Annotated in this window: 19 protein-coding genes; 10 read left to right on the top strand and 9 right to left on the bottom strand. The window is 30.0% G+C overall.

Annotated elements, in window-relative coordinates:
• Window positions 1-95: 95 nt before the first annotated feature.
• A complete protein-coding gene (locus tag J2W48_RS13730; protein ID WP_310282204.1) occupies window positions 96-725 on the bottom strand; it encodes a PAS domain-containing protein in 630 nt (209 codons plus the stop codon).
• Window positions 726-986: 261 nt separating this feature from the next.
• On the opposite strand from J2W48_RS13730, the gene J2W48_RS13735 reads away from it, so the two are divergent.
• The 3 genes from J2W48_RS13735 (at window position 987) to J2W48_RS13745 (ending at window position 5,030) form a co-directional block, all read left to right on the top strand.
• Entirely contained in the window at window positions 987-1,802 is an 816-nt protein-coding gene (locus tag J2W48_RS13735; protein ID WP_310282205.1) for a 2,3,4,5-tetrahydropyridine-2,6-dicarboxylate N-succinyltransferase, read from the top strand.
• Window positions 1,803-2,314: 512 nt separating this feature from the next.
• Complete coding sequence (locus J2W48_RS13740; RefSeq protein WP_310282207.1) at window positions 2,315-3,820, top strand: LTA synthase family protein; 1,506 nt, start codon at window positions 2,315-2,317, stop codon at window positions 3,818-3,820.
• A 139-nt stretch (window positions 3,821-3,959) separates the two neighbouring features.
• A complete protein-coding gene (locus tag J2W48_RS13745) occupies window positions 3,960-5,030 on the top strand; it encodes a glycosyltransferase family 9 protein (protein ID WP_310282208.1) in 1,071 nt (356 codons plus the stop codon).
• Between the two features lie 314 nt (window positions 5,031-5,344).
• On the opposite strand, the gene J2W48_RS13750 is transcribed toward J2W48_RS13745, so the two are convergent.
• Window positions 5,345-6,112 carry a lipopolysaccharide kinase InaA family protein gene (locus tag J2W48_RS13750; protein WP_310282209.1) on the bottom strand — a complete coding sequence of 256 codons (768 nt, stop codon included), beginning with the start codon at window positions 6,110-6,112 and terminating at the stop codon, window positions 5,345-5,347.
• Window positions 6,113-6,190: 78 nt separating this feature from the next.
• On the opposite strand from J2W48_RS13750, the gene J2W48_RS13755 reads away from it, so the two are divergent.
• Window positions 6,191-7,267, top strand: a complete 1,077-nt coding sequence (locus tag J2W48_RS13755) for a glycosyltransferase family 4 protein (protein WP_310282210.1) — start codon at window positions 6,191-6,193, stop codon at window positions 7,265-7,267.
• Here the strand turns inward: J2W48_RS13755 and J2W48_RS13760 are convergent.
• On the bottom strand, window positions 7,264-8,148 hold the full coding sequence (locus tag J2W48_RS13760; protein ID WP_310282211.1) for a hypothetical protein: 885 nt from the start codon (window positions 8,146-8,148) through the stop codon (window positions 7,264-7,266). The two genes, J2W48_RS13755 and J2W48_RS13760, sit on opposite strands and share 4 nt — an antisense overlap.
• A gap of 249 nt (window positions 8,149-8,397) precedes the next feature.
• Between J2W48_RS13760 and J2W48_RS13765 the strand changes: the two genes are divergently transcribed.
• Window positions 8,398-9,357 carry a WaaS/CpsH family glycosyltransferase gene (locus J2W48_RS13765; protein ID WP_310282212.1) on the top strand — a complete coding sequence of 320 codons (960 nt, stop codon included), beginning with the start codon at window positions 8,398-8,400 and terminating at the stop codon, window positions 9,355-9,357.
• A 4-nt stretch (window positions 9,358-9,361) separates the two neighbouring features.
• Here the strand turns inward: J2W48_RS13765 and J2W48_RS13770 are convergent, their stop codons facing one another.
• Together J2W48_RS13770 and J2W48_RS13775 are read right to left on the bottom strand one after the other, a co-directional pair.
• Window positions 9,362-10,576 (bottom strand): glycosyltransferase, encoded by a 1,215-nt coding sequence (locus J2W48_RS13770; RefSeq protein WP_310282213.1) that lies wholly within the window; start codon window positions 10,574-10,576, stop codon window positions 9,362-9,364.
• Between the two features lie 24 nt (window positions 10,577-10,600).
• Entirely contained in the window at window positions 10,601-11,797 is a 1,197-nt protein-coding gene (locus J2W48_RS13775; RefSeq protein WP_310282214.1) for a glycosyltransferase, read from the bottom strand.
• A gap of 25 nt (window positions 11,798-11,822) precedes the next feature.
• Here J2W48_RS13775 and J2W48_RS13780 point away from each other — a divergent pair, with 25 nt between their 5' ends.
• The 3 genes from J2W48_RS13780 to J2W48_RS13790 all read left to right on the top strand — a co-directional run bounded on the left by J2W48_RS13780 (window position 11,823) and on the right by J2W48_RS13790 (window position 13,304).
• Window positions 11,823-12,254: a hypothetical protein gene (locus tag J2W48_RS13780; RefSeq protein ID WP_310282215.1), complete on the top strand. Its 432-nt coding sequence runs from the start codon at window positions 11,823-11,825 to the stop codon at window positions 12,252-12,254.
• 133 nt (window positions 12,255-12,387) lie between these two features.
• A complete protein-coding gene (locus J2W48_RS13785) occupies window positions 12,388-12,711 on the top strand; it encodes a hypothetical protein (RefSeq protein ID WP_310282216.1) in 324 nt (107 codons plus the stop codon).
• Window positions 12,712-12,743: 32 nt separating this feature from the next.
• A complete protein-coding gene (locus J2W48_RS13790) occupies window positions 12,744-13,304 on the top strand; it encodes an L-threonylcarbamoyladenylate synthase (protein WP_310282217.1) in 561 nt (186 codons plus the stop codon).
• 52 nt (window positions 13,305-13,356) lie between these two features.
• Here the strand turns inward: J2W48_RS13790 and J2W48_RS13795 are convergent, their stop codons facing one another.
• Window positions 13,357-14,481 carry a cysteine desulfurase family protein gene (locus J2W48_RS13795; protein ID WP_310282218.1) on the bottom strand — a complete coding sequence of 375 codons (1,125 nt, stop codon included), beginning with the start codon at window positions 14,479-14,481 and terminating at the stop codon, window positions 13,357-13,359.
• A gap of 86 nt (window positions 14,482-14,567) precedes the next feature.
• On the opposite strand from J2W48_RS13795, the gene J2W48_RS13800 reads away from it, so the two are divergent.
• A complete protein-coding gene (locus tag J2W48_RS13800; RefSeq protein ID WP_310282219.1) occupies window positions 14,568-15,533 on the top strand; it encodes a hypothetical protein in 966 nt (321 codons plus the stop codon).
• A gap of 132 nt (window positions 15,534-15,665) precedes the next feature.
• Here J2W48_RS13800 and J2W48_RS13805 read toward each other — a convergent pair whose 3' ends face one another.
• Window positions 15,666-16,217, bottom strand: a complete 552-nt coding sequence (locus tag J2W48_RS13805; protein WP_310282220.1) for a Smr/MutS family protein — start codon at window positions 16,215-16,217, stop codon at window positions 15,666-15,668.
• Window positions 16,207-16,392 (bottom strand): hypothetical protein, encoded by a 186-nt coding sequence (locus J2W48_RS13810; protein WP_310282221.1) that lies wholly within the window; start codon window positions 16,390-16,392, stop codon window positions 16,207-16,209. Before J2W48_RS13810 ends, J2W48_RS13805 begins: the two co-directional genes overlap by 11 nt.
• A gap of 105 nt (window positions 16,393-16,497) precedes the next feature.
• On the opposite strand from J2W48_RS13810, the gene J2W48_RS13815 reads away from it, so the two are divergent.
• Window positions 16,498-16,782, top strand: a complete 285-nt coding sequence (locus tag J2W48_RS13815; protein WP_310282222.1) for a DUF2752 domain-containing protein — start codon at window positions 16,498-16,500, stop codon at window positions 16,780-16,782.
• 16 nt (window positions 16,783-16,798) lie between these two features.
• On the opposite strand, the gene J2W48_RS13820 is transcribed toward J2W48_RS13815, so the two are convergent.
• On the bottom strand, window positions 16,799-17,500 hold the full coding sequence (locus J2W48_RS13820; protein WP_310282223.1) for a DUF1003 domain-containing protein: 702 nt from the start codon (window positions 17,498-17,500) through the stop codon (window positions 16,799-16,801).
• Window positions 17,501-17,524 lie beyond the last annotated feature (24 nt).

The raw sequence follows: 17,524 nt of genomic DNA on the forward strand, positions 1-17,524 counted from the left end.
ACTTTAAATTTCAACATCAAAAATCATAAAAAAAATCCGCTTTGAAAATTTCAAAACGGATTTACCCAAAAATTAAAACAACTAAAAAAATATCTTTATTTATTAAATAATCGTCTAAAAAAACCTCTCTCCTCCTCATCATCTCCTTCTTGCACTTCATAGTGATTGAATTTGGACTGTGCCTTTTCCTGTTCGTAAATCAATTCCTTGATATATTCTACATACGTTCTCTTTTTTTCTTCCAAAAATCCAATCAAATATTTCTCGCTAAATTCAACCCCGCTAGCGGCTTCAATCTGCAGTAACTTTTTATAAAGCGGCTCAATATGCAGCGAAATAACTTCCTGAGGTACAGATTGTCTTCTGCCAAAATAATTTACAATCACACCGTTTTCATCTTTAGCAATTTCAAAATCAGTAATTACCCAATAATATCTGCCTGATTTCGCTAAATTCTTTACAATTGCATGAAAGTTTTTTCCTTGTTTCAAATTTTCCCAAAGCACTTTAAAAATAACTTTTGGCATATCCGGATGACGGATAATATTATGTGGCTGTCCCATTAATTCATAATCTTCATAACCTGAAACATCTACAAATACTTCATTGGCATATTCTATTATCCCAAAAGCATTTGTTTTGCTCATAATAACCTGTGTTTTGTCCCACGTGACTTCTTTATCAATAACTGTAACTCTGTTTTTGATCTGATTTTCCTGATTCATATATAGTAGTCTAAAATCGTTAATTAGTTTTGTATTATAGCTTAAGTATGGTCTTATGTATTGCAAAATTAAAGACAAATTAAAAATCAAAATCTGATATTTATCATATTTATAAAATAAAAAAAAGTAACAAAAAGCAATGTCAATTCAAAAGACAACTTCTTAAATTAAAAACAAAAAGTTAAATTTGTAACATTTTCAAATTGTTTTGCCTTTTTGAATTTGTTCAAATAACATATCTTTGCCAAAAACTTAAACTTTATGAATTCTTTACAAACGATAATAGAACAAGCTTGGGAAAACAGAGCTTTATTACAAGAAACAACCACAACTGATGCTATCAGGGAAGTTATAGAATTATTAGATTCTGGAAAACTTCGTGTTGCTGAACCAATAGGTGACGGATGGCAGGTAAACGAATGGGTAAAGAAAGCTGTTGTAATGTATTTCCCTATTCAAAAAATGGAAACATTAGAAGCTGGAATTTTCGAATACAATGATAAAATGTTGCTAAAAAGAGATTATGCTGAAAAAGGAGTTCGTGTAGTTCCCGGGGCATCTGCCCGTTATGGGGCTTATATTTCCAGTGGCGTAATTATGATGCCAAGTTATGTAAATATTGGTGCTTATGTTGATGCAGGAACAATGGTAGATACCTGGGCAACTGTTGGTAGTTGTGCACAAATTGGTAAAGACGTTCACTTGAGTGGTGGTGTTGGAATTGGTGGAGTTTTAGAACCATTGCAAGCTGCTCCTGTTATCATTGAAGATGGGGTTTTTGTAGGTTCACGTTGTATTGTTGTAGAAGGTGTTCACGTAGGTAAAGAAGCTGTTTTGGGTGCAAATGTATGTTTGACTGCTTCAACCAAAATTATAGATGTTACCGGAGAAACTCCAGTTGAAATGAAAGGATTTGTTCCTGCCCGTTCTGTAGTAATTCCGGGAAGTTATACTAAAAAGTTTGCTGCGGGTGAATTTCAGGTTCCTTGTGCACTAATTATCGGTACACGCAAACCCTCTACAGACTTGAAAACTTCATTAAATAATGCGTTAAGAGAATATGATGTAGCGGTATAATCAGATACATTTTTTTTATATTTTTGTCGCAAATTCTAATATTCATAAAAAGATTTAGAAAACTATATATTATGTTTTCTAAATCTTTTTTAGTTTACAGAAATATCAGTAAAACATTAGCTAACAACGTAACAAAGCACTAACTATCGATGAACAACTACAAAAAAAGTATTGCCTTATTTTTTAAAAGATTTCTTTTAATTGTTACTATTTATCAGCTGAGCCGCATTTTATTTTATTATATCAATCTTGAGCAATTTGATGAATTTACTTTACAAACCTTTACAGGAGGATTGCTTTTTGATTTTGCAGCAGTTGCTTTTATCAACACTGTTTTTGTAATTGTACATTTGTTTCCAGGTAATTTTAAATACAACAGAAACTATCAGTTTACTTTAAAAATTACTTTTTTTGCTATTAATTTACTTTTTATTGCTACCAATTTTATAGATATTATTTATTATCGTTTTACTGGCAGAAGAAGTACTTACGGTATGATTACTGCAAAGGGAATGGAAAAAGAAGCTATCGGACTGATACCCAATTTTTTAAAAGAGTTTTGGTACATCGCAGTAATATTTCTTTTGCTTAGTTTTATTTTTTGGAAATTAATTCCAAATCTAAAAAAGATACATATTTTAGAAACCGTAACAAGAAAGAATTATTATCAACAAACAGCATATTTTGTCCTTTCATTAATTATCATACTTGTTATTGGCCGTGGTGGCTTACAAAAAAAGCCAATTAAAATTGTTGACGCTATTAAATATGGTACATTAAGTAATTCTGCATTAGTGTTAAACACGCCTTTTTGCATACTAAAAACGATTGCAAAAAAAGAAGATATTGACAAAATTCATTACTTTGATGATAAAGAATTAATTTCGATTTATAATCCTTCTATTTCTTTAAATCCATCAAACCCTATTATTAAAAAAAATGTAGTAATATTAATTTTAGAGAGCTTTGGAGATGAAAATGTTGGACGGGGACAAACTCCATTTTTAGATTCGCTTATCACTAAATCCTATTATTTCAAAAATGGTTTTGCCAATGGAAAAGTATCTATTGATGCAGTTCCATCTATTCTATCAAGCATTCCTAGTTTAATGAACAATTCTTTTATTTCATCAAGTTATTCTTTAAATAAAATAAATGGCTTACCTAAAATTTTGAAAAAAGAGGGATATAATACTTCTTTCTTTCATGGCGCTTTTAATGGAAGTCAAAATTTTGATCAATATGCAAAAGTAGCCGGTTTTGATCTATACTTTGGAAAAGATCAATATAACGGAAATGAAGCCTTTGACGGTAGATGGGGAATTTTTGATGAAGAGTTTCTGCAATTTTACGCTACTAAGCTAACCACATTTAAGCAGCCTTTTTTTAGTTCATTATTTACCATATCATCACATAATCCTTATATAATTCCTGAAAAATACAAAGGCAAATTCCCTAAGGGAACTACTGAAATCCAAGAAAGTATTGCCTATTCTGATTTTGCTTTACGAAAGTTTTTTGATAACGCTAAAAAACAAGACTGGTACAAAAACACCTTATTTGTTATTTCATCAGATCATACTTCGTCAGGAGGAGATCTGGCTATAGATAAAACAAATATTGGTAAATTTAGTATTCCCATATTATTTTTCGATCCTTCAAATCCAGACTTGGTAGGTATAAATGACAAAAACTTCCAACAAATCGATATCATGCCAAGTATTTTAGATTATTTAAACATAAAGACAGACATGATTAGTTTTGGAAAAAGTTATAAATCCAAAGAAAATTTTGTGGTATATTATCTACAAGGAATATATCATTACATACAAGACGAATATTATCTTGCATTTGCAAATAATCAGGGAATTGGATTATATAATTGGAAAAAAGATGTTTTACTTAAAACAAATTTAATGCTAAAAAATAAATCCAAAACTCAAAAAATGGAAAACTTCTTAAAAGCCTACATACAAACTTTTAATGATCGTGTTATCAATGATAAATTAGCAAATTAACAATTATTACAGATTGATTATCTACCATAGTAAACTTTGAAATTAATTTATAAAATCCAAATTCCGTTTAATGAAATGAAGAAAATTTGATTTTTTTGTTTCAATTTTGTAATCTCTCAACTTAATTATTTTTTTTCTAATGAAAATACTTGTAATTCAACAAAAAATGATTGGTGACGTTTTGATAAGCAGTATTTTATGCAATAATTTGCGTATTGCTTATCCTGATGCACAAATAGATTATTTGGTTTATACTTCAACAACTCCTGTTTTACTAAATAATCCCAGTATAGATAACATCATTTTATTTGAAGAAAAACACCGTAATAGCAAAAAAGAACTTTTCAATCTTGGATTAAAAATTAGAAAAGAAAATTATAATTTACTAATTGATGCCTATTCTAAATTAGAAAGTTGGATTTTAGTATTTATGAGTAATTCCAAAAGAAAAATATCTTATAAAAAACCAGGGAGAAATTTCCTGTACACTGATAATGTTCCGTTGGAAGACTATCCAAAAACCAATTTAGGCTTAGCGATTGAGAGAAGACTTTCCTTATTAGAACCATTAAATTTAACGATCAAAACAGACCCTGTTCCAAAATTATTTGTTACTGAAAAAGAAAACAATGAAGCCGCTGCATTATTTAAAAAACACCAAATAAAAAAAGAACGAAAAACAATAATGATAAGCATTTTGGGAAGCGAAAAACTCAAGACTTATCCACTACAATATATGGCAGAAGTGGTTGATTATATCGCTGCAAATGCAAATGTTAATATCCTTTTTAATTACTTTCCAAAACAACTTGAACAAGCAAAAACTGTCTTTAACGCCTGTAAACCCTCTACTCAGGAAAAAATATATTTTGATTTGCTAGGAAAGGATTTACGCTCTTTTATAGCAATTATGAATCAGTGCGATTTGATAATTGGGAATGATGGCGGTGCAATAAATATGGCCAAAGCTCTCAAAAAACCCTCTTTTATAATTTTTTCTCCTTGGATAGAAAAGAAAATCTGGGCCACTTTTGAAGATGGGACTCAACATCTCTCAGTGCATTTGAATGATTTCCATTCGGATTTATTTGACGGAAAAACTGAAAAAACACTCAAAAAAGATGCTATATCATTATATGAAGCATTTAAACCTGAATATTTTAAGAATAAAATCGAATTGTTTTTAAAGCAAAATCTTAGCGAAAATTAAAATGTTTTTGCAAAACAAGCAACTAATTACAGCTATACTCATTACTTATAACGAGGAAAAAACATAAAGGCTGTTCTCGAAAATTTGACTTTCGCCGATGAAATTATCGTTGTAGATTCTTTTAGCACTGATAAAACAACAGAAATGCTTCAACATTTACCAACGTTAAAATTGTACAGCGAGTATTTGATGATTTTGCAGCTCAAAGAAACTTTGCTATGAGTTTAGTTTAGCTACACATTCCTGGATTATTTTTATTGATGCTGACTAATAATTCTTTTTCAGGAGCTTAAAAAATTACGGAAGAAAGTTAATTAAGGCTTCCAAAATTTAAGTTTCTTTTTCAACCTTTTCTTTCTTGCAAATTCTTCCTGAAAGTTAGTAGTTGCAAGCCACATTGTTTCAAAAATATCAGCTTCACTCTTATCTGTATAATATTTTGAATACTCATTACTCATCAACCTAATCATTTCTAATTTAGGAGTTAAGCGTCTGAAATTATTCATACGTTGCTCAAAACTCATTTTGTCATGAAAATTCATTCGATTTAAATCCACCAGAAAAAATTCGTATTTATCATTACCAACCTTTTTTATTAGAGTATTGCCGGGCGAATGATCTAAAAACTCTACTCCTTTTTCATGAAGATCAAAAGTAAATTGTGTAAACTGTCTTAAAATCCTTTCATGATCAGGGTAATCAGGAATTTCAACAAGTTCCCTATAAGTCAGTTCAGTTATTAGATGTTCACTTATATAATAACTATCTTTCAAACCAATCAGATTATAGTTTTCAAAATAAGCAATTGGTTCAGGTGTTCCAATTCCTTTTTCCAATAGAATTGTAGCATATTCAAATGACCGGTTTGCTTTTGATTTTCGAAAATACCTATAAGCAATCTTATTAATGATATTAGGAATTTTAAACGATTTAACGTTAACCGTTTTTTGATCTATAACAAATAATTTTATCTTATTTCGATCGCCATTACCAAAAAGTGTTCCTGAATTATTAAAATTTCTAATTTGATCAATAATTGACACTTTACTATTTTCAAAAATGGGATTTACTTTAAAATTCATCAGTTGATTTTATGAATGAACAAAAATACATATAGAATTTTAGACTTCAAATTATTATTGTATTTTCGTTAAAAAAAAATGTCGAATAAGAAAAGTGTATTTTTAGAAACACACAATATAAATAATAGAGCTACCGGGCTTGGTACTTTTAATTATGAACTTATTAAAGGTTTACAACATCTATCTTTTGAAAATCTTGAACTTCATTTAAATTCCGGAAAACCAGATTTACTTAAAAATGAATTTGGCAATAAATTCGAATATCATAAATACAGATCGTTTCATAGATATAAGCCTTTTAGACCTATGGATAAATTTAATTTGTGGCATTCTGTTAATCAAAATTCTAAATTAGAACCTCGAACAAAAACCAAATATCTGCTAACTATACATGATGTAAATTTTGTTGAAGAAATATCTTCTGATATGAATCACAAACGCAATCGCTTATTTATTGAAAAATTAAGCAGAGCAAATGCTATTACTTATATTTCTGAGTTTGCCAAAAAACAAACACATGATTATTTTAAGGTTCCGGACGTTCCTGAATATATCATTTACAATGGGAATCCAATATCTGCTTTAAAAGACACTTCTAACTTTATAAGCAATGTTCCTGTAGACAAGCCTTTCTTTTATACAATTGGAGATTTTATCGAGCGAAAGAACTATGTTTCGATTGTAAATATGATGAAATTAATAAAAGATTATAATTTAATTATTTCGGGAAATAATACCAAAAAATACGGTCAGGTAATTAGAAAACTAATTGATGAAAACGGTCTGGAAAATCAGGTTTTTTTAACCGGAAAAGTGAGTGATCAGGGGAAACAGTATTATATGAAAAATTGTGTTGCTTTTCTTTTTCCATCGATAAGAGAAGGCTTTGGATTGCCACCAATAGAGGCTATGAGTTTTGGAAAACCTGTCTTTTTGTCAGATAAAACTTCATTGCCGGAAATAGGCGGAGATATCGCAAATTATTGGAGTAATTTTGATCCTGAATATATGAAAAATATACTTTTTGACGGTTTAGATCATTTCAATACAAATAAAAACGAGATAGAAACTCTTATGAAAAAAAGAGCCGCAAGTTTCGATTGGAAAATTGCAGCCGCAGATTATTTAGAAGTATATAAGCAAATTTTGTTTTAAGCTTTAACTTTTTTTTTCATAAGAAACTTAAACCATTGTCCAAAATTCTTTCTTAATAAAAAGAATTTTCCAATATTGATTTTATTAGTTAATTTAAAATTGGCTAACAATTCCTTTAAGGAGTCTCCTTTCATGAATTCTAATGTTTTCCAATGCATTGGATCTAAATAGAAAAAACCGCAAATCTGCTTATAATTAGATATTGAAACCGAATCCCATTTACGCATAAATTCATTTTTATTTATCTCATCATTATGCCCCCAATTGTCAATTTTTTGAACTAAATCTTCTCTTGAACGTGACAAACAATCATGTAATGCTACAGAATCCGTATAAATGGATCGGCATTTAGCATGTCTTCCTATTTTGTAATTTGGATAGTTTGTTGCAATCATAAACTTGTCTAATTTATCGACATACAAAACACCTTCATCTACATATTTATATAGATTAATTTTAAAGCCACATATCTGAACTATCTTATTCTCCGGATTTATGAGAAACTTATTTTTTAATTTCAGGAAGGAAACAAATTTCCCAAAGTCATAAAAATACTCATCAGAATCAAGTTGAATTAGCCAGTTGCCAATCCCCATTTTATGAGCCAGCATTTTTCGTTCGCGAATTTCACATTCCATCGCAGAAAGTCCCTCTATATAAAACTCTTCTTCAAACAGAACGATCTTTTTTTGTGTATCAAATTTGTTGAGCCATTTAAAAAAATTATCGTTGATTTCTATAGTTTGGCCTTTCCATGTTTTTCTATTGCTGTCAATTGCCAGAAAAACAGTATCGGCTTCATTATAAATTGTTGGTATTGAATTTTTTAGCAGCTCATAATCATATGAAACTAAATATCCTACCTGTATCTTTCCTATCATTAACTTCAATATAAAATTCGTTGCAATTTAGTATTTAATCTCTATTTTTGTTAAAAAACAATAATATATATTTAGTAGATATATCTGATTTAAATTGGTTGCGTCATATATTTTTTTTTGATGCTTTTTTTTCGAATCAAATTCAAATTCAACCCTACAGACAATATATCGAAAAATAAATTTTAAAATTTTCTTTCATTAGTACATCCCCAAATTATAGCTGTAAGCTTTCCAAAATAATCTCCTATCATGAAAATTTGTTTAATCAGTTTTGACTTTTTCTCTTTTGATCAAAATATTGTACTTGAATTAAAACGCAATAATATCGAAGCCCACCACATTGACATCTCTAAATATAAATATCGTTATCCCTCTTTTTTTAGTAAGTTAACTAATTTCTTAAATAAAATATTCTTTAAAAAAAATATAAAAAAAATTGAATTAGAAAAAGACATCTTAAGCCGTCTCGAAAAATTAGGTCCTCAGAACCATATTTTAGTTATAAGACCCGACCGGTTAACGAAACAGACGCATCTTGAGATAAAAAAATATACTAAAAACTATATTGCCTATATCTACGATAGCTGTACACGATTTCCGGTAGACCACTTATTAAAAGACAAAATTTTTGATACTATTTATTCTTTTGATGCCAGGGACTGTAAAAAATTTGGCTTCAATTTTATTACAAATTATATCTATTTAGAAAAGAGAGCAATTCAGCCTCTTTCAAAAACAAACAATACAATATTCATTATTTTATCAATAGATGAACGATTCCATTCATTAAATAAAATTGCAAACTATTTATCTCAAAACGCAATTCAATTTAAATTTATTATAATTGGAAAAAGAAAACCAAAAAATTGCAATGAAAATATAATCTATACAGATAAACCTATTTTTATTGATACTTTAATGAATGAATTAGAAAATTCAAATGTTTACCTGGATTTGATAAGAAAAGATCATAACGGATTAAGTTTTAGAATATTTGAAGCATTGGCGATGCAAAGGAAAATCATAACCACAAATAAATCAATTACGGAGTATGATTTTTACAATCCGAATAATATTTTAGTACTGGATGAAAATGAGGAAATCAATATAAGTCCTGATTTTTTAAACACACCTTATAAACCATTAAACGAGGCTGTTTATTACAAATATACTATTGAAAATTGGGTAAAAACTGTTTTTAAATTATAAAGAACTATTTCATCAGGCTTAGTATTTTCTGTTCAATGAAATGAATAGAAAAAGGTGCAATTACTTTTTGGGAATCTAAGTTTACTTTGTTCCAAACCTCTTTATTTTCATAAAGTAAGATTATGTTGTTTACTATTTCCTTGCTCGTGTTTCCAATAACAATGTCGGTATTTTGATCAAAATCAAAACCTTCTGCGCCAATATTTGTTGTAACCAGCGGTAGGCCAAACTCTAACCCTTGTCCTATTTTACCTTTAATTCCTGCTCCGTAGCGCAAGGGAGCAACAAAAATTTTGGAATTTAAAAAATAAGGAGCCACGTCTTTTACGTATCCCATAATTTTAAATTTTTCAGAATGTAGTTTTAGTATAGATCCAGGAGCATTACTCCCTATAATTGAAATTGAAATCTCAGGTCTTGATTTCCATAACAAAGGCATAATTTCTTCTGCTAAATAATGTACCGCATCTACATTTGGCTTGTGATCAAAACCTCCTATAAATAATAAATCTTTACGATCTTCAAACAAAACCGGATGATCATTTTGCAAATATTGATGGATGTTTCCGATGCTGATCACTTTAGAATCCTGATCAAAGTATTCTTTTAGCAATTTTTTTTCAACATCAGAAATAACAATAATTTTATCTGCTTTTTTGCAATTCTCCAATTCTAATTTTAAATATTTAAGAGCCATTTTCATGATAGCAGGATTTTGTGTCAATTCTGATTCTCTTTTGAATCTTAAATAATGAAAATCGACCATATCAAAAAACACTTTTACAGAAGAGCTGTTTTTCCTGATAATTGGATAATATTTTTCAAAAATTTCCGGACGGTGCAGCCAGACAAAATTTGTAAAAGGAATCACCTGTTTGATGAAGTCAGTTTTAGTAATCAGTTTTCCAAAATTATCTACGCTGGGTTCATAAACTACAACTCCCAAGCTACGGAAATATTGAATATACTCTGTTTTAAAGCGATATTCCTTAAAATCTGCCAACAAAAAAACGCCTGTATTGTTCTCAATTAAAAGCTTTATAATTTCTGATAATCGTCTGGAACCAGAATCTTTATCAAATTCAGGAATTTTAGTATCTACTATAATAACATTCGTTTCGTATTTTAAGTTCCCTGTAAAATCAAGATACTTGTTTTGTTTCTTAAGCTTTTTAGCCAGCAATCTTAACTTAAAATATAACTTTATTGACTTAAACATTTGTATTGATTTATTATAATGAATTTAAATTTGTCTACCTAAAAATATGTTATCTAACACTTTATAGGTTTGCTGAATATCAAAATTATCGTTAAAAAATTTTTTGCCTTCAGATTGATTTTTGATATAGAAATCCTGATCGGCTAAAAGTTTATTAATATAATTAGCAAAAAGCAAAGGATTATTTGTTGACAAACAGCCATTATTTGTTTTGTTTAATAAACCATAAACACCTTTTTCTGTGCAAACTACCGGAATTCCGTGCGATAATGACTCTACTACCTTCACTTTTAAGCCTGTTCCTGACAACATTGGACAAATGGTGATTTTAGTTTTTTTATACACATCATCTAAATCTTTTACAAAAAATAAACTCTCTACATTTTTAAATTTAGGAATGTGTTTATTGATTTTTCCTACCACCGTTATTTTTATATTCTCCGCTAGTTTAGGGTAAACTTCTTTAAAAAACCACTCTGCCGATTTTACATTGTGAAAGTTTTCGCTTGCTACATATACTACATCTATGGTTTTTTCTGCTTTCGAAGAAGACTCAGTATTATCAGGCAAACTGTGCGTGATCAAACTTATGGGACTTTTAATAAATTGAGAAAAAAGATATTTCTCTTCATTCGAAATCACCCAGACACTATCAAATTTTTTCATCAATTTGATTTCAGTTTTAAAATACCTGTCCAAAACAAACTTTTTGTTATCCTGAAATTGCGACGTCAAAAAATCATGCGTATCAACAATCCATTTTGTTTTTGGATTTTTAGTAACCTGATTCAAAAGTGGAGACCAATAGACGTATGAAATAATGATAATATCGTATTGATTGTCACTGACTATTTTTGAAAATTGTTCTTTGTATCCAAATTTTGTCCGGTCAAAATCTTTAAGCTTATTATTTAACTGTCTGGGAAAAGAATAAGTAAAATAATACTTAATCCTATTTTTATTCTTATTAAATTTTTCGAGTAAAAATCCCTGTTTAATTAAATTTTGAGTCATCAATTCATCAATTAAATCATAGCCAAATTCATCAGATTTTTCTCCAACAAGATCAATATGAATACTACGGCTTTTGAAATAGTGAAGCAATGATAATGCCCTTGAATTGTTTCCCTGATTAAAAGACAAGGGATTTTCAGGGTAGAAATACAAAATTTTCATTTGAAGTAAATATTTTAAACTCCAAAAATAAACTATTTTTGACATTTCAAACGATCCTTTTAAGAACAATATGACAGATATAGTTATTTTAATAAAAACATACAAACAGGATTATCCAGCATATAAAAAATTAATAAGTTCCATAAACAAATTTAATGTTGACAGGATTCCGGTTTATGTTGCCATAAACGACGCTGATTATGATTACTTTGTAAATAATAACGATGATCCAAGCCTAAACCTTCTTAAAGATTCTGATATTTATAATTGCAGTATAACAGATGCCTGGAGGTATCAACAGATTATAAAGAGTAAATTTTACAGATTAAATATTTCCAAAAACTATTTTTGCATTGATTCTGATAGTGAATTTATAACCTCTTTTAGAAAAACTGATTTTTTGTTTAGTGCTGATGTTCCTTATACGATAATTCATGAAGCTAAATCTTTTTTAGAAATGATTAATAACATAAAATTAAATTCAGATACCGTTTTTTTTTAAAAATGCATTAACTGTAACACGGAAATTAATAGGTAACAATCATACTAAATTTTGGGATTACGGACCATCTCCTTATTTATGGTCGTGCTTAGTCTGGAAAGATTTTAATGAAACATTCCTGGCTTCAAAAAAAATGTCTTTTGAAGATTTTATGAATGAAATAGATATGGAAACCCCACCATCAGAAACTGTAATTTATGGCGAATATCTTTTAAAGACAAATCTTATCCCGATTTATCCAATAGAAGGTTTTTTTAAAGTTTACCATTTTAAAAGCCAATTTGCAATAGAAAAAAAATTTTATAATGTCGAAAAATTAAAAAAAGTGTATCTGGGCGTAATTTTTCAGAGCAACTGGGACAGCAAAATTAAAATGATCAAATACTTAAACCTAAAAAAAAGAAAAGTAAAACTTGTGCTTTCAAAGATTAAAAATGCTTTTAATCATACAAAATAGAAACACAAATTTAAATTTTATACTAGAATATCATGAACGAAGAAATAATCAACGCATACGAAGTAATTAAGGAAGGCGGAATCATTCTTTACCCAACAGATACCGTTTGGGGAATTGGTTGTGATGCTACAAATCCTGAAGCAGTTGCTAAAATATACAAACTTAAACAGCGTGCCGAAACACAAAGTATGATTGTGTTGATGAATGGGGAGAAAATGATGTATAATGTCTTTAAAAATATCCCTGAAGTCGCCTGGCAAATTTTAGATTTATCTGAAAAACCAACGACATTAATTTTAGATCAGCCCCGAAATGTAGCACCTAACATTATTGCTGCTGATAATTCTTTGGGAATCCGTTTAGTAAAAGAGCCTTTTTGCTTTAAATTATTAGAACGTATGAAGAAGCCATTAGTTTCTACTTCGGCTAATATCTCCGGCCAGCCAACTCCGATCGCCTTTAAAGACATCAATCCTGAAATCATTAAAGGTGTTGATTATGTGGTAAAACTAAATCAGGACAAAGTTGCCGGGAAACCCTCAACAATTATAAAACTGACAAATGATTCGCAGGTAAAAGTGATTCGGAAATAATTTCAGACATCAGAGTGCGGCTATAATTGCCCTAAAAACTGTTACTTGGAAACTAAACAACTTTTAAACTCTCAATCAACCAGTCAATATCCTCTTTTGTGTTATAATGACTAAAGGAAATTCGGAGATTTGGTAATTTTATATCAGTCTCCGAAAGCATTTCTTTCAAAACATGTGAAGGTTTGATACTTCCGGATTGACAGGCGCTTCCTCTGGAAACGGCAATTCCTTTCATATCCAGACTAAACAATAGCATTGCTGTTTTATCTGGCGAAAAAGGCAGGATTACATTGATTATATTGTAAAAATCTTCCGTTTTACCATTAATTCTGAATCCCGGAAAATAAATCTCAAGCTGGTCAATAAGATACCTTTTCAAACCGGTTATATAGCTTCTTTCTTCTTCTAAATTTTCATAAGAAATGGATAAAGCTTTTGTCATTCCGGCTATCTGATGAACTGCTTCAGTACCTGCACGAAGGCCTTTTTCCTGTTCGCCTCCAAAAATCAACGGTTGTAAACCTGAATTTTTTCTAACAAAAGCAAAACCAACTCCTTTGGGACCATGAAATTTATGTGCACTTGCGACAATAAAATCAACAGAGGTCTTTTGTAAATCAATCTCCGTTTTCCCAACTGACTGCACGGTATCTGAATGAAATAAAACACCATATTGTTTACAAATAGTACTTACCCTATCCAAATCTAAAACAGTACCTGTTTCATTATTTACATGCATTAAACTGACTATTGTCTTTATCTCATCTGACAATAAATTGGATAAATGAGTCAAATCAACACTGCCATCCTGATTTATTTTAACATACTCAACCTGAATATTAAGCTCAGATTGTAAAACTAAAACAGTGTGCAAAACGGCATGATGCTCAATTTTTGTGGTAATAATGCGTTCAATCTTTAAATCTTTAATAGCAGAACGAAGTATCCAATTATTAGCTTCCGTTCCACCGGAAGTGAAAATAATCTCCTGTGCAGAACAATTTAAATGTTTGGCAATACTTTTTCTTGAAAGTTCCAGAATAGTTTTAGCATTTCGTCCAAAACTGTGTGTAGAAGATGGATTACCAAAATCTTCTGTCATAATTCTGGTCATTTCCTGAATAACTTCAGGACGAATGGCGGTTGTAGAGGCGTTATCGAGATATACTTTTTTCATTATGGCAAAGTTATGAAATATCAATTGTCTATTCTTAAATAACATTTGCCAAATTTTTCACTATTTTTGAGGCAAATATAAAAATGATGAAAAAATATACATGCCTGTTATTATTTGCACTGTTGCTTAACGGTTGCGATGATGGAGATCTAACAATTGAAACATTTAATTTTGACGATGCAACCGCTGTAAGCTGTACAGGCACGGAGAATTATAAACTAATTTATAAGTTAAAAAATCAGGAAAGTTTGTTGTTGCAAATACCTGATGACGTACTTAAAAATGAAATAACTGAAAATGGGATTCCGGAAGAATTTAATATTGATAACAGTTTATTTAAATTAGTTTACAGGGCTTACGACGGCACTGTTACCTCAGCCAATATTTGTGATGCCATCAGACCTGTAAGTCCTAATGTAAATAACGAATGGTTTGCTACAGGAGGAACAATTCTTATTTCAACAAACGCAAACTATACTTCAAACACAACAGATAACAGTACCAGAATATCTGGTTATACACACAACATTCAATTAAAAAATGTAACCTATTCTAAACCCTCAGGTGAACAAATAGGGCCTTCATTTACTTTTGGAGACTTTACAACAGCACTAGAAGATACCGAAACCTTATCCTTGGTTTTTGACGAATCTGCTTTGCAATGCAGCGAATCAAAACAAGTGTATAATACTAATGGATCGGAATCATTTACAATAGATAATCCTGACCCGGCTTTAATCGCTAATACACCAACTCCTGCAGGTGCGCCAATAATTCAAAACATAACTCCTACTACTAATAAAGTCACTTTTAAAGTGTATAGTAATGGTACTATTACCAACAATTATTTTTGCGTAACCCCAACTCCAACTACTCCAACTGTCAGAGAAACATGGATTGCTGAAAGTGGCACAATACAAGTTGAAACTTCAACTCTTGCAGGAAGTTTTAAACACATTATTACATTTAAAAACGTAAAACTTGTTAAAGGAAATGTTAGCTTTTTACTTGGAAATAATTTCAAATCCTGGGAACTAATTACATCTCCATAACAGCTTACAATTAAAAAATAATTCTTACAAAAAAAGCAACTGTTTTTTTACTTTTTCTAAATTAAAAACAGTAAAAAAACAGTTGCTTTTTTATGCTTAACTTTTATTGGGTTTAAAGAAACGAATTAATACTTATTTATTGTTTTGCCTAAAATAAACTTCAGTTGCACCCAGGCCATATTTCTGATAATTGGCATCCTGAAAATCTATTCCTTCGTAGCGTCCTAATAAAAAATCAAGTTCGGCTTTTAGAATTCCTTCTCCAACTCCGTGAATAAAAACAATTTTCGGAATGCGGTTTCGAATCGCAAATTCAATGTGTCTTTTTGCCGTATCAGTTTGCAAAGTCAGGATATCATAATTTGACATTCCTCTTTTGTTCGGGACCAGTTTTTCGATGTGTAAATCAAATTCCGGAGCTGCGATTTCGCGCTTGTCTTTCTTTTCTTTTACAAAACTCCTTGGTTTTGGTTCTGTTTTCTCTTTTGAAATTTCATCTATATTAATTCTTTTAATAGAATTCATTAAATTACTGGAATCATGAATTTTAAGCAACTCATTGACAAGAAATGTCATCATGAATCCGTCTTCAGTTTCGATTAAAACTTCTTTATCTTTCACTGAAACTACTACACCGTTTATGGCTTCATCCAAAACAGAAACCTTATCTCCTTTAGTCAACATCCTGTTCTTCTTTTTCTTGATTTTTACTTGGTGTTTTTGCACTCAACTGCATCATTCCATACATGAAAACTGCAATCGCAATTATCATAATGTAGATATTTTTCTCTGCTGAAACCTGCTCATATAACGCAACCGAAATGGCAAGAATCATTATTATAATTTTAAATGCTTTCATTTTTTTAAGTATAAGAATTCAAAAGTATGAAACTTTAAAATAATAGTTCTCACCTCTTGAAATGTTATTCAGTAATTTTTCGTAAAATTGTAAAAAACAATTCCTATGAATATGGAAGAATACATGCTGCCTTGTTTATTTAAAACACTGTTCGGGATTGAGTGTCTGGGCTGTGGTTTTCAACGCGCTTTATTCTTACTTTTTCAAGGCGATTTTTTTACCGCTTTTAAGATGTATCCTGCACTCTATTCTACTCTTTTATTTTTCGGGTTTGGAGTTTTATATCTTCTGAACAAATCAAAAAATTATCAAAAAATGCTGTGGGTTTCGGCTGCCATAAATGGATTATTTATGGTGGGCGGATATTACTTCAAACACTTTTATTTTTGATTTTCTATAACCAAAATTATTTCTTAATCTGATCCAGAATATCGTTCATCATTTCGATTTGCACTTTCTGAATTTCGATTAATTCTTGTTGCTGGTGCATAATCAAATGATCAATTTTATCATGGATCATTCTGATTTCTAATTCTGATTTCAGGTTAATCATATAATCTTTTTTGGCACGGGTTCTGTCTTTTTCTTCCTGACGATTTTGGCTCATCATAATTACCGGTGCCTGCAACGCTGCGATACAGGATAAAATCAAATTCAACAAAATAAACGGATACGGGTCGAAACCTTTATTCACCAAAATATAAACATTTGAGGCAATCCAGATTACAATAAAAAACAAAAACGAAATAATAAAAGTCCAGCTTCCGCCAAAATCAGCCACTTTATCGGCTATTTTTTGACCAAAACTTCTCGCCTCTTCTTCATCTTCAACAATACTAACAATAGATTTATCTTCTTTTAAAGATTCAATAACGCTTTTTTCAAGATCAGAAAGCGCACCAATTTCTGTAGATAAATAATTCGAAATGTATTTTTGACGGTATACATTTAATTCTTTTACAGCAATAAAATCGGTATCACAAAAAGAAGGATGATCTTGAATTATAAGCCCTAAAATGGGATTGTGAATAGATTTTCCTGAAACTTTTTCTTTTACAGGAAAAGACAGGTTAGAAACAGAGCTTTTAAAAGTCGAATTGTTTTTCATTTTTAAGATATTTTACTGGCTAAT

It is taken from the genome of Flavobacterium piscis, from assembly GCF_031457575.1.
Taxonomy (GTDB): Bacteria; Bacteroidota; Bacteroidia; order Flavobacteriales; family Flavobacteriaceae; genus Flavobacterium; species Flavobacterium piscis_A.

Coding starts and splice junctions, on each gene's coding strand:
- J2W48_RS13795 (WP_310282218.1), bottom strand. CDS start 14,481: ATGAAAAAAGTATATCTCGATAACGCCTCTACAACCGCCATTCGTCCT.
- J2W48_RS13785 (WP_310282216.1), top strand. CDS start 12,388: ATGTCTTTTGAAGATTTTATGAATGAAATAGATATGGAAACCCCACCA.
- J2W48_RS13780 (WP_310282215.1), top strand. CDS start 11,823: ATGACAGATATAGTTATTTTAATAAAAACATACAAACAGGATTATCCA.
- J2W48_RS13760 (WP_310282211.1), bottom strand. CDS start 8,148: ATGATAGGAAAGATACAGGTAGGATATTTAGTTTCATATGATTATGAG.
- J2W48_RS13765 (WP_310282212.1), top strand. CDS start 8,398: ATGAAAATTTGTTTAATCAGTTTTGACTTTTTCTCTTTTGATCAAAAT.
- J2W48_RS13815 (WP_310282222.1), top strand. CDS start 16,498: ATGAATATGGAAGAATACATGCTGCCTTGTTTATTTAAAACACTGTTC.
- J2W48_RS13805 (WP_310282220.1), bottom strand. CDS start 16,217: ATGTTGACTAAAGGAGATAAGGTTTCTGTTTTGGATGAAGCCATAAAC.
- J2W48_RS13755 (WP_310282210.1), top strand. CDS start 6,191: ATGTCGAATAAGAAAAGTGTATTTTTAGAAACACACAATATAAATAAT.
- J2W48_RS13730 (WP_310282204.1), bottom strand. CDS start 725: ATGAATCAGGAAAATCAGATCAAAAACAGAGTTACAGTTATTGATAAA.
- J2W48_RS13735 (WP_310282205.1), top strand. CDS start 987: ATGAATTCTTTACAAACGATAATAGAACAAGCTTGGGAAAACAGAGCT.
- J2W48_RS13800 (WP_310282219.1), top strand. CDS start 14,568: ATGAAAAAATATACATGCCTGTTATTATTTGCACTGTTGCTTAACGGT.
- J2W48_RS13775 (WP_310282214.1), bottom strand. CDS start 11,797: ATGTCAAAAATAGTTTATTTTTGGAGTTTAAAATATTTACTTCAAATG.
- J2W48_RS13810 (WP_310282221.1), bottom strand. CDS start 16,392: ATGAAAGCATTTAAAATTATAATAATGATTCTTGCCATTTCGGTTGCG.
- J2W48_RS13745 (WP_310282208.1), top strand. CDS start 3,960: ATGAAAATACTTGTAATTCAACAAAAAATGATTGGTGACGTTTTGATA.
- J2W48_RS13790 (WP_310282217.1), top strand. CDS start 12,744: ATGAACGAAGAAATAATCAACGCATACGAAGTAATTAAGGAAGGCGGA.
- J2W48_RS13820 (WP_310282223.1), bottom strand. CDS start 17,500: ATGAAAAACAATTCGACTTTTAAAAGCTCTGTTTCTAACCTGTCTTTT.
- J2W48_RS13750 (WP_310282209.1), bottom strand. CDS start 6,112: ATGAATTTTAAAGTAAATCCCATTTTTGAAAATAGTAAAGTGTCAATT.
- J2W48_RS13770 (WP_310282213.1), bottom strand. CDS start 10,576: ATGTTTAAGTCAATAAAGTTATATTTTAAGTTAAGATTGCTGGCTAAA.
- J2W48_RS13740 (WP_310282207.1), top strand. CDS start 2,315: ATGGAAAAAGAAGCTATCGGACTGATACCCAATTTTTTAAAAGAGTTT.